We start from the raw sequence: 10925 nt of genomic DNA, 5'->3' as shown, positions 1-10925 counted from the left end.
GGAATCGTGTGAACGAGGCGCATATTAGCGAGGGTGATGAGGGTTGTCAAAGGACGAAATGCAATTGTGCGTTCGTTTGCTGACAAAATCAGCAAAGCGGCGAACTTTCCGTCTTTTTATGCTTTTGCCCCATTCTGGTGCGCTTCTACCTTTTCCAGGGCAGCCACAGTTATCTGTATAAGCGTACAAAAAATGTCGTTCTTCACTTTGCTCCTTACCTGACGCGGCGTCAGCGTAAAATGCAGCTTCAGACGAAACTGGCAAGTATCTTGCAATCCTGAATCACATGACTGCCAGCACGGGTTCTGGTATTCCGACAGGAGGCAAAATGAACTTCAGACGACTGAAATATTTCGTAAAAATCGTCGATATTGGTAGCCTGACCCAGGCAGCGGAAGTGTTGCACATCGCGCAACCCGCGCTGAGCCAGCAGGTCGCCACGCTGGAAGGCGAACTGGATCAGCAATTGCTGATTCGTACCAAACGCGGCGTCACGCCCACGGAAGCGGGGAAAGTGCTGTATACCCACGCTCGAACGATTTTACGTCAGTGTGAACAGGCGCAACTTGCAGTCAATAATGTTGGCCAGACTCTGAGTGGTCAGGTTTCTATTGGCCTGGCACCGGGTACGGCAGCATCATCCATCACTATGCCACTGTTACAAACAGTACGTGCCGAACTGCCTGATGTACTGGTCTATTTGCATGAAAACAGTGGAGCAGTGCTGAATGACAAACTTCTCAGCGGACAATTAGACATGGCAGTGCTCTATGAGCGCTCGCCCGTGGCGGGCATCAGTTGTCAGCCGTTGCTGAAAGAGGATCTTTTCCTTGTGGGGACGCGTGATTGTCCAGGCCAAAGCGTCGATTTAGCCGCAGTGGCGCAGATGAATCTGTTTTTGCCGCGGGATTACAGTGCGGTGCGTTTGCGGGTGGATGAGGCTTTTTCGCTACGTCGCTTAACGGCCAAAGTCATTGGCGAAATCGAGTCTATCTCGACCTTAACGGCTGCCATTGCCAGCGGTATGGGCGTCACTGTGTTACCCGAATCGGCAGCCCGCGCACTGTGCAATGCAGCAAATGGCTGGATGGCGCGGATTACTGCTCCATCAATGAATCTGCCGCTCTCGTTGAATGTGTCGGCCATGGGGAGCTTGTCGCCACAAGCGCAGGCAGTCAAGGAGATCCTGTTGTCGCTGGTTAGCCGACCAATGCTGGAAAACCGTGAGTTGCAGCTGGTGAGCTAAACCTTATTCCCAAGAGGAATAAGATGCAGGTTTTTATTATTTGTTATGCCGGGCATCAGACTTTAACAATAGCGTAATGTCTGATGTGCCCGGAGTGTAAAGTGAATTTCCAGCAACTTAAAATAATCCGCGAGGCGGCCCGTCAGGATTACAACCTGACGGAAGTCGCGAATATATTGTATACCTCGCAGTCGGGCGTCAGCCGACATATTCGTGAACTTGAAGATGAACTTGGCATCGAAATATTTATTCGTCGCGGGAAACGCCTGCTGGGCATGACCGAACCGGGTAAAGCCTTACTGGGCATTGCCGAACGTATTCTGAATGAGGCCAGCAACGTCCGCCGTCTGGCGGATCTGTTTACCAATGACACCTCAGGTGTTCTGACGATAGCCACCACGCATACCCAGGCGCGCTATAGCCTGCCTGCAGTGATTAAAGCATTTCGTGAGCTTTTCCCGGAGGTGCGTCTGGAACTTATTCAGGGCACGCCACAGGAGATCGAAGCGTTGTTGCAAAATGGCGGAGCAGATATTGGGATTGCCAGTGAACGTCTGAGTAGCGATCCACTGCTGGTGGCTTTTCCCTGGTTTCGTTGGCACCACAGTCTGCTCGTTCCGCACGACCATCCAATCGTCAAGACATCGCCTTTAACGCTGGAATCCATCGCCCATTGGCCGTTAATTACTTATCGCCAGGGAATTACGGGACGTTCGCGTATTGATGAAGCGTTTGCCCGAAAAGGGTTAGTGCCGGATATCATACTCAGCGCCCAGGATTCGGATGTGATTAAAACTTATGTGGCGTTGGGACTGGGTATTGGGCTGGTGGCAGAGCAATCCAGTGGCGAGCAGGAGGAGGGCAGTTTGACCCGTCTGGATACCCGGCATTTATTTGATGCAAACACCGTCTGGCTGGGGTTGAAACGAGGACAACTACAGCGCAACTATGTCTGGCGATTCATCGAGTTATGCAACGCAGGATTATCCGTGGATGAAATTAAGCGCCAGGCAATGGAGCCGGATGAAATGATGATTGACTATCAGATATAAAGCGGGCTTTTCAATATCAATTACGTTGCCACTGGCGCTCTTTTGAGTGCGCCAGTCTTCCACTGACTCTGCGGCCTGCATTGCGCCGTTGTCTGTAGCGAAAAATTAAGCCCCGGTAATAAATGAGACAAAGCGATTAAGCACCCGGCTGACTTCTCGGTTTTTAAGCCATATCATCATAGTATTCACGTTACCTATCTGTGGCGTAATCGCATGGCTACGGATAGGAAAATTATGTTCATACTGTCTGACTACGCTCTCTGGCAACAGGGCAATCCCCATTCCGGCACTCACGCAGCCAAGGATCGCCTGAAAAGAGCCGAACTCCAGGGGATCGGCATAATCGACTCCCTGCAGCCGCAGCCATTGTCCCAGACGGGAGCGATAGTTACACCCCTTAACAAAGACCAGCGGTCTTGACACCTTGAGATCCGCGCCGGTAATGACATCCCGGTGTTCTGCCGCCGTCACCAGTACCAGCGTTTCCTGACATAAAATGTGCGATTGCAGAGGCGAATTTTCCGTGTGCAGTCCCTGATGATCGGCAACGAAAGCGATTTCCAGTTCATTGTTCAGGATGTGCTGCACCAGTACCTCCGTGGGGGAGGTTTTCAGGTTTAGCTCAACGGAAGGCATTTCGCGGTGGAAATTCGCCAGTATCGAAGGCAGACGTACCGCTGCGGTCGTTTCCATTGCGCCGATGCGTAACGGCCCCGCCACTTTTGTTCCATGCATGGACAATTCCGCTTCGTGTAACAGGGCCAGAATTTTGTTGGCATAGCGAAGAAGAAGCTCGCCTTCAGGGGTGATGTAGAGACGATTTTTCTCACGGACAAACAGAGATACGTCAAGGCTGGCTTCCAGCTGTTTGAGACGGGTTGTGACATTCGATGAAACGCAGTGCAGACTACGTGCAGCAGCGGATATGGAACCCGTTTCCGCAACCGTTTTAAACAAATTAAGCGAGGTACTGTTCATAGAAGGTATTACCTAAAGTGAATGTTTTCGTCATTTTTATTAACTTTTTATTATCATTTCCCTGTGTAATATAACAATCAAACTTAATTCGTCTTTTGAGGCCAAAAAATGGATCTCGATCACAGTGCTGTTGGCCATCGTCAGTTGAGTACTGCTGTATTTGGTATGATCGTCTTGACCTTAGGAATGGGAATTGGGCGTTTTTTATATACCCCTATGCTTCCCGTTATGCTTCATGAAGGGCTTTTTACCTTTTCGCAATTATCCTTAATTGCCAGCGCAAACTATGCAGGTTACCTCGTCGGCAGTCTCCTTTTCTCCTTCGGTATTTTCAACGCAATCAATAAGTTAAGAATGCTGTTACTGGCTTCAGCGTTACTCACAGCCCTGCTGATTTTTTTGATGGCACAAGTGACTCAGCCTGAAATTATTCTGTTAATCAGATTCCTTGCGGGTGTGGCAAGCGCGGGAATGATGATATTTGGTTCAATGCTGGTGCTCCAGCATACCCATAATCCTTTTGTTATCGCCTCACTGTTTTCAGGCGTAGGAATAGGCATTTTTATCGGTAATGAATATGTCATTGCTGGCGTGTCTTACGCGTTAGATTCACGCTTGTTGTGGATTGGCGCTTCCATACTTTCAACGATATTTTTCGTCATCCTGGTAATTTTATTGCCGAAAGATAAGCATATGATCCCCCCGGTAAAAGCAGTCGTAAGTGCGGAACCTGAAATCCAGTGGTGGAATTTAGCCTTACTGTATGGTCTGGCCGGATTCGGCTATATCATTGTCGCTACATACTTACCGTTAATGGCCCGGGGGGTTGGCAACACCTTTTTAGCCGACCATATCTGGTCCATTGTCGGTCTTGCCGTTATTCCTGGATGCTATGGCTGGTTATGGGCTGCGCGCAAGTGGAATATATTATCCTGCCTAAGTGTTAACTTAATTGTTCAGGCGAGTTGCGTAGTCATGGCCATATTTATTAACTCACCACTGCTACTAACCATTAGCTGTATTGGTTTTGGCGGCACATTCATGGGGACCAGTTCTTTGGTCATGCCGCTGGCAAGAAAAATAAGGGCACCAAAAAATATTAACCTTCTTGGCCTCGTTACGCTGACTTATGGGGTCGGGCAGATCGTCGGTCCATTAATTGTCAGTGCTTTCCAGAGCAATAAAAATGGAATGACCTATTCCATATTATTGGGTGCAGCCTCGTTATTCATCGCAGCAGGGATTAGCTATTTACAATACAGTAAAGTTAAATATTCAGACAGTTGGAGCAAAGAATGAAAAAAATGACAGTGGCTATACTGGGTATGGGACCGCGTGGTTTAAGTATTCTGGAAAGGATTTGTGCCCTGCATACAGAGTCTGCGATTAATGAACATATGCAGATCATTATTATTGATAAAAATGCCATGGGTGTGGGAGCGCATAGTTTGTCTCAGCCCGATCATTTATTAGTTAATACTGTTGCCTGTCAAATAACATTGTTTGGCGATGCGACCGTAAAAAATGCCGGCCCTTTTCGCCCGGGCCCATGTTTTCATCAATGGGCTAACAATCAGGGTTATCGCAAAGTGAATGATCGCTATATAAAAAGCGAAACAGGTAGAGCTATTGATGCAAATGATTACTTGCCTCGTCGCTTATTGGGGGAATATTTGAATTGGGCGTATGAGAGAATACTAAAAACGGTATTGTGCGTCCCTTTATGAACGATGGTTATCATCCAGGCGGGCTGGATATTGATATCAATCAGCATCCGATTAACTGCCTTGGGGAAACGCAAGAATCGATTTGGGTGTTAGGCAATCCAGCGGAAGGGGCTAATTTTTACACTTACGTATTGCCCCGACCCCTTGTCAATTCGAGGTTCCTGGTCGATGCCGGGCGTTGTGTAACCGATATGTATCAACAATTGCACCATCGCAATGTTCAGCATGAGGTTGTCATTAATGCAGACTGAGCAAATCCAGACGCACGGTAATCTCTGGCAAAATCTGCAATCCTCAATGATTGTGATCTCATTGGGTGTTTTCCTTGCATCCTGTGTGCTTGCCGGTAAATATCCCGTGATGTCTGCTTTTGCACTCGTTGCGTCAATATTGTATATCCTGTCAACTTTTTCATTCTGGTGGAAAAAATCATCGGCAAGAAGTGGGATCCTCATTTTTATCGCTTCGATGATTTTTCTACTGACAGCAAACAAGAGTGGGGAACTTAACCTCCTCGCTGTTTTTGTACGATATTCAGACGTCATGCTCTTGCTGGTGGGGATTGCATTACTCCGGCAGGTGATGAACGCGATAAATTTTAACGCTGCGCTGGGGGCATATTTACTGCAGAAAAAACCGTCTCGAGTCACATTGTCCATTACGTTGCTGACCGCTTTTTTAACCTGGCCAATGAGCCTTGGGGCCATTCCGCTCCTGCTTGATAGCCTGAAAAAAGTGGTTCAACCGAAGTTTAACCTGGCGAAGATTGTCACTCGTACGGTATGTATCACGATGGTTTTAATGCCGACGACTATTGGTGCTGCGGCAGTATGGGCAGCTATGCCGGATATCCCTCATGTTCCGGCGATGCTGGTCGGCATTCCCCTGTTTTTATTCAGTATCCTGTTAAACCAGAAATCGCGTGTCCAACTGGTTGCCGAAGATAGTCATACGGTTTCTGACCGCGGCAATATGACCTCGATTCTTGCTTTTATCGGCTTGTTTTGGGGAAGCTTTATTCTATCTTTGAGCGTGCTGGGGTTGAATCCTTTGCAGAGCATCACCTTCACGGCAGTTGTTCTTTTTATCGTCAGCCATTTTGTGAATCGCAAAAAGCAGTGGGCACAACAACTGTCTGAATCTGCTCAGGGGATCTCCGGCGAAGTGGTATTACTCCTGGCATGTAGCCTATTAACATCGGTATGTATGATGTTATTTGCAAACATCCCGCAAGGCATTACAGCGTTTGTTAGCGGTCTTACAACTTTTCAGTGCTATGCCATTATTTTATTTGTTCTGCCCTTGCCTGGTATCCTCGGTATTCATCCCCTAATTATATTTAGCGTGTCGTGGTCGATTTTTTCCGACTATCTTTCCGGCAGCGTGGTGGATTATCAGATTTGGATTTGCCTTTTTATTGCTACGCAACTGCTATCTCCGGTATCGATAAACGCAATTTTTGCTGCTAACAGCCTTAATGTTTCTCCCGGCAGAACCAGTTTCCAGATGCATTATGGTTATGTTCTGCTGTTTAACCTGTTTGCGCTTAGCTACCTCGGCGCATTATCCACAATCATTTAGTTTACAGGAGTTGTTATGCCCTACGTAAATATTAAGATCACTAAAGAAGGTGTGACCGATAAACAAAAGAAACAGCTGATGGAAGGTGCGACTCAGCTACTGGTGGATGTGCTTAATAAAAACCCTGCTACAACCATTGTGGTTATTGACGAAGTCGATACCGATAACTGGGGGATTGGCGGCGTACCGGTGACCGAGTTGCGTAAAAAAAGCCAGTAATAGTGAATGTGATGGCGGGGGAACGTGCGTTCCTCGCCTGATATCCGCAGTCATCGTATTTTGCCCAAGATGCAGGTAATGATATTGGCCCTTGCCGGTGTCATAAGTTGAGAAAAATAACCAACATACATTATTGTCTCTTTTCTGAGGATGTCATATATGCATGCTTATCATCATATACGTTTGGGTAATACCTCGATTAATGTTAAAAAAAGCTTTGATGAGTTGCTACCTGATCCCTGGCTTAAAGCTGAAGATGGAAAATTTCGTTTTCGAAGTTATCTTCAGGCAAAAGCAGGGTGTGAAAAATATTTTAGTTTGTGTGAGGCCGGAGTTTTCTTTCAGTCTGAAAAAGTTAATACGTATTCAGGTGGTATCAGCAGAAAGTATCCAGAAATAAAACAGGATGTTGCCGAAGAAGTTATGAATCTGGTATTTAGCAAATTACTGCCATTGCTACCGAAGGAGAACTATAACGTAGGTATTCATCAAATAAGAATTACAACACATGATCGACAACCGGGCTATCCAGCTCCGGAAGGTATACATCAGGATGGCTTTAAGTTCATTGCCGTCTATTGCAGCGAAATGGAAAATATCGCCGGTGGCGATACTACGTTAATCCCTCATCACGACGGCGGAAATGACGCAACAACCTTCAAAATTCTGGCGGGGGAGGCGATCATTTTCAATGATGTTAATTATCTGCATTATACCGCACCTATCGTACCGCTGTTGCCCGGGAAAGGATTTCGGGATGTGTTTGTCATTACGTTTGATATCGAGAGTGAAAAATAATGAACATCTTACTGTGCCCACCCAAAATTCTTTTACAACACTCGCCAAACGCCTGGCATGAACTCCAGCAATCAACGCCGTTAGTGATAGCCACCTGCGCTAGTCAAAAAGCGGCGATCTTGCATCATATGGGGAATGATTTTACCTTTCTGTTTTATGAAAACTTTAACGATAATCCCCTGGTAGAACTGGATATTTATCATTATGCTCGTTCGAACAACGCCAGCGGTATTTACTTCCTGGCTGAAATTGATGTGCTCAGAGCGGCAAGGATCAGCGATCGTTTAGGTTTAACGCAGGGGCGTGAGAATGCGGTGATCCTGTTTCGCGATAAGTTTCTGATGAAATCCCGTGTGCAGCAATATCAGTTACCGATTCCAGCAATGGCTCGCGTGGGAAATGCGACGGCAATGGCCTCATTTATTGCGCAACAAGGATATCCCTGCGTGATTAAACCAAATGATGGACGTGGATCTCTGGGAGTGGTGGTTTTAAAAAATGAAGGTCAGTTATTTAAATATCTGGCGCAGATGAAATCCTCTGAATACCATAATCTGTTAATCGAGAAGTTTATCGAAGGTGAGGCTTATCAGATCAACGCGTTGTATCTGCAGGGGAAACCCATATTTATTTCCGCCTCTCGGGCCACGGTATCTTGTCTTGATTTTCTATCAGGGCAAACCTTAGGGCTGGTCATGGAAGATGATAATCCACTACACCAGAAGTTGATTGACTATACAAAATACCTTGCAAAAGAAGTCTTCCCTATTGAGAAAAACACCTTACTTCATCTTGAGGTATTTGTGGATCAGGGCGGTAATATTATTTTCGGCGAGCTTGCCTGCCGGTTAGGCGGATGTTTCGTTAATGAAGAGTTAGGTGCGGCGTTTGGCCTCGATCCGCGTATGACATGGCTGAAGGCCTGTCTGAACGAAACGTATCCGCGGGATTTAGCGCAAAGAATACCTGTTATCCGGGTTGGACAACTGAATGTGCCGCCTTCTCAAGGAACCTTACAGGCTATTGCGGATAAATGTCCGTTACCTTTTGTGATCAATTATCGGGCTACAGGTGTTGTCGGACGTCATTACGATGTGATGAAACTGACGAATGGTGAGATTGTCAGTGCTATTGTTGAAGGTGAGTCCAGTCGCGAAATTGAGGAACATCTTGCGATGCTAACGCAATGGGTGATCGATAATACGCATTGGGTTAAAGATACGGTGCACTGAATATATTCATGATGGTGCCAGCGAAAACTATTGTTATCTGAACAACCGGCCTGGAGAGGTACTGGATGAGAGTATTGGCAGGTATTATCCTCTGTTTTCTCGTCGGGCAGGGATTCACTTTCTGTAACGTTCCGCTGGGCATGATGTTTGGTGCCCTTTTTACCGTGTTTATGCTCAAACGTATTGGGTTCTCCGTATCCTCAATGCCGGGGAGTATCACGGTTATCCAGCTTTCTCTCGGAATCTCGATAGGGATTATGTTCAGAGATTTTTCATATGGCGAGCATCGGCAGATAAGCCTTTTGTTTGCTTTGTTATTACTCTGCTTATCTTTACAATTTACCTTGAGTTACTTCTGGTGTGTGCGGCGGTTAGGCTGGAGTAAAGAAGAGGCGCTTTTAGGTGCGGTGCCAGGAGCGATGGCGGCGGTACTGGCGTTAGCCTCCCATATTAAGACGCCGCCACAAAAGATTGTGATCTCGCATTCTCTGCGTCTCATTACCCTGACGTTTCTGGCCGGGTATATCACGCGTGGGGCATCTGCAGATATTCTGGCAGCGACTCCAGCCGTTTTATTCTCCGGGCACAATCTGCTTTGGCTGACCGGAATGGTATTAGCAGGATATATTGCGGGGAAGTTTCTGGAGCGCTTACATTTCCCTGCACCCTTTATGATAACCTCGCTGGTTTGCGCGGCGGCATTGCACCCTTTATCTTCACAACCGCTAATTTTTCCCGATCTCTTTAACCAGATTAGCATGGTGTTGATGGGGATCTTGCTGGGGCATCATTTTACGACTTATTCGATGGCTGAATTTAGTCGTCATCTTCGGTCTTCGGTACAGCTTGTTCTGATTGGACTGGGGGTGACGATAATCATGGCATTTATCTCGGCGCGCTTGCTGGATTATCCCTTCCCGGTGTTGATGCTCTCCTGGGTTCCCGGCAGCGTGGAGTCGATGTCATTTGCTGCGCTGGCGTTAAAAGCGGATGCGAGCTTTGTTATGGCGAATCATATTATTCGTATGCTTCTCATTCATACCGTTCCAGCATTGGTTTTCTTTCGCAAAAGACAGATGAAAGTGGATTAATGTCTTCCTTGAAGAGCAAGGTAATGTTGTGGCGTTGCGGTTATTATTGCGCTTATCCGCCACTGGCCCAAAGGCGAGAGATTGATTGCCGAAGCGCTTGACGTCGTGCCTGAAAAAATCTGGCCTTCATGCTATCGCTGATGCTCCTCCGGTGCAGTCCGGATATGGAAGGTGCGCCGTATTTCGTTTATCAGATCTGTCATAATCCTTTGAACCGCAAAAACAGTTTTCACGCTTTATTACGCTCAGGAAATCACAATGAATCTGATGAATAATTGTGCATCGCTCGCCGCAGATGTTTTATTAAAATATAATATCCGGAGGTGCTCTATGTATACCACTCGTCTGAAAAAGGTTGGCGGATCCGTCATACTGGCGGTCCCTCCCGCCGTGCTGAAAACGCTGGGGCTGTCGACGGACAGCGAAGTGGGTATGACCATTGATGATGGCTGCCTGATTATTGAACCCCAGAAACGGCCCCGTTATTCGCTTGAGGAACTGCTGGCACAGTGCGATCCGCACGCCGAAATGAGCGACGAGGATCGGATATGGATTGATGCGCCTGCGGTGGGCAAAGAGGTCCTGTAAATGGACAGAGGGGAAATCTGGCTCGTCTCACTGGATCCTACAGCCGGACATGAACAAAGCGGAAAATGTCCGGTACTTATCGTATCGAAGGCATCATTTAATAAGTTCACCCGGCTACCTATTGTCGTTCCCGTCACCAGTGGCGGAAACTTTGCTCGCACGGCAGGTTTCACTGTTTCACTGGAAGGGGCGGGGACAAAAACAATGGGCGTTATTGGCTGCGACTAGCCCAGAACTATAGATATGGCGGCCCGGAACGGCAAGTGTCTGGAACGCATACCTGACGCCGTTGTCAATGAGGTGCTTGCAAGGCTGGATGCGATTCTGAGTTAACACCAGAGACGCAAAAAAGCAAAAAGCCCGCTTAGTTTCCTAAGCAGGCTTTTTAAATTTGGCTCCTCTGACTGGACTCG

Annotated in this window: 11 protein-coding genes and 2 pseudogenes; 12 read left to right on the top strand and 1 reads right to left on the bottom strand. The window is 47.2% G+C overall.

Annotation, left to right across the window (positions count from 1 at the left end; all coding sequences use genetic code 11):
- Nucleotides 1-328: 328 nt before the first annotated feature.
- Nucleotides 329-1246, top strand: coding sequence for a nitrogen assimilation transcriptional regulator NAC (gene nac, locus FDX14_RS20980; protein WP_042309161.1), 918 nt, complete (start codon nucleotides 329-331; stop codon nucleotides 1244-1246).
- A gap of 101 nt (nucleotides 1247-1347) precedes the next feature.
- A complete protein-coding gene (gene cbl / locus FDX14_RS20975) occupies nucleotides 1348-2298 on the top strand; it encodes an HTH-type transcriptional regulator Cbl (protein WP_042309158.1) in 951 nt (316 codons plus the stop codon).
- Between the two features lie 105 nt (nucleotides 2299-2403).
- Here cbl and FDX14_RS20970 read toward each other — a convergent pair whose 3' ends face one another.
- Nucleotides 2404-3276, bottom strand: coding sequence for a LysR family transcriptional regulator (locus tag FDX14_RS20970; RefSeq protein WP_042309157.1), 873 nt, complete (start codon nucleotides 3274-3276; stop codon nucleotides 2404-2406).
- Between the two features lie 108 nt (nucleotides 3277-3384).
- Here FDX14_RS20970 and FDX14_RS20965 point away from each other — a divergent pair, with 108 nt between their 5' ends.
- The 10 genes and pseudogenes from FDX14_RS20965 (at nucleotide 3385) to FDX14_RS20915 (ending at nucleotide 10845) form a co-directional block, all read left to right on the top strand.
- Entirely contained in the window at nucleotides 3385-4575 is a 1191-nt protein-coding gene (locus FDX14_RS20965) for an MFS transporter (RefSeq protein WP_079224648.1), read from the top strand.
- On the top strand, nucleotides 4572-5003 hold the full coding sequence (locus FDX14_RS25530) for an FAD/NAD(P)-binding protein (protein WP_137398661.1): 432 nt from the start codon (nucleotides 4572-4574) through the stop codon (nucleotides 5001-5003). Before FDX14_RS20965 ends, FDX14_RS25530 begins: the two co-directional genes overlap by 4 nt.
- 240 nt (nucleotides 5004-5243) lie before the next feature.
- Entirely contained in the window at nucleotides 5244-6584 is a 1341-nt protein-coding gene (locus tag FDX14_RS20955; RefSeq protein WP_137350177.1) for a hypothetical protein, read from the top strand.
- A 15-nt stretch (nucleotides 6585-6599) separates the two neighbouring features.
- Nucleotides 6600-6803, top strand: a complete 204-nt coding sequence (locus tag FDX14_RS20950; protein WP_038639801.1) for a 2-hydroxymuconate tautomerase family protein — start codon at nucleotides 6600-6602, stop codon at nucleotides 6801-6803.
- Between the two features lie 159 nt (nucleotides 6804-6962).
- Nucleotides 6963-7601 carry a 2OG-Fe dioxygenase family protein gene (locus FDX14_RS20945; protein WP_042309146.1) on the top strand — a complete coding sequence of 213 codons (639 nt, stop codon included), beginning with the start codon at nucleotides 6963-6965 and terminating at the stop codon, nucleotides 7599-7601.
- Nucleotides 7601-8833, top strand: coding sequence for an ATP-grasp domain-containing protein (locus tag FDX14_RS20940; RefSeq protein WP_137350176.1), 1233 nt, complete (start codon nucleotides 7601-7603; stop codon nucleotides 8831-8833). The genes FDX14_RS20945 and FDX14_RS20940 overlap by 1 nt, the downstream gene beginning before the upstream one ends.
- A 65-nt stretch (nucleotides 8834-8898) precedes the next feature.
- Nucleotides 8899-9924, top strand: coding sequence for an AbrB family transcriptional regulator (locus tag FDX14_RS20935; RefSeq protein WP_137350175.1), 1026 nt, complete (start codon nucleotides 8899-8901; stop codon nucleotides 9922-9924).
- 48 nt (nucleotides 9925-9972) lie between these two features.
- Nucleotides 9973-10065: pseudogene (locus tag FDX14_RS20930) on the top strand (helix-turn-helix domain-containing protein); the annotation flags it as partial.
- 189 nt (nucleotides 10066-10254) lie between these two features.
- Nucleotides 10255-10512: an AbrB/MazE/SpoVT family DNA-binding domain-containing protein gene (locus tag FDX14_RS20920; RefSeq protein ID WP_137350174.1), complete on the top strand. Its 258-nt coding sequence runs from the start codon at nucleotides 10255-10257 to the stop codon at nucleotides 10510-10512.
- Nucleotides 10513-10845: pseudogene (locus tag FDX14_RS20915) on the top strand (type II toxin-antitoxin system PemK/MazF family toxin).
- Nucleotides 10846-10925 lie beyond the last annotated feature (80 nt).

This window comes from Citrobacter sp. wls710 (assembly GCF_005281115.1).
GTDB lineage: Bacteria > Pseudomonadota > Gammaproteobacteria > Enterobacterales > Enterobacteriaceae > Citrobacter > Citrobacter werkmanii.
This window is presented reverse-complemented; position numbering and strand designations above follow the sequence as displayed.

What these genes read in the sequence shown, in the direction of transcription:
- nac (WP_042309161.1), top strand. Translation starts at nt 329, where the DNA reads ATGAACTTCAGACGACTGAAATATTTCGTAAAAATCGTCGATATTGGT.
- FDX14_RS20970 (WP_042309157.1), bottom strand. Translation starts at nt 3,276, where the DNA reads ATGAACAGTACCTCGCTTAATTTGTTTAAAACGGTTGCGGAAACGGGT.
- FDX14_RS20965 (WP_079224648.1), top strand. Translation starts at nt 3,385, where the DNA reads ATGGATCTCGATCACAGTGCTGTTGGCCATCGTCAGTTGAGTACTGCT.
- FDX14_RS25530 (WP_137398661.1), top strand. Translation starts at nt 4,572, where the DNA reads ATGAAAAAAATGACAGTGGCTATACTGGGTATGGGACCGCGTGGTTTA.
- FDX14_RS20955 (WP_137350177.1), top strand. Translation starts at nt 5,244, where the DNA reads ATGCAGACTGAGCAAATCCAGACGCACGGTAATCTCTGGCAAAATCTG.
- FDX14_RS20950 (WP_038639801.1), top strand. Translation starts at nt 6,600, where the DNA reads ATGCCCTACGTAAATATTAAGATCACTAAAGAAGGTGTGACCGATAAA.
- FDX14_RS20945 (WP_042309146.1), top strand. Translation starts at nt 6,963, where the DNA reads ATGCATGCTTATCATCATATACGTTTGGGTAATACCTCGATTAATGTT.
- FDX14_RS20940 (WP_137350176.1), top strand. Translation starts at nt 7,601, where the DNA reads ATGAACATCTTACTGTGCCCACCCAAAATTCTTTTACAACACTCGCCA.
- FDX14_RS20935 (WP_137350175.1), top strand. Translation starts at nt 8,899, where the DNA reads ATGAGAGTATTGGCAGGTATTATCCTCTGTTTTCTCGTCGGGCAGGGA.
- FDX14_RS20920 (WP_137350174.1), top strand. Translation starts at nt 10,255, where the DNA reads ATGTATACCACTCGTCTGAAAAAGGTTGGCGGATCCGTCATACTGGCG.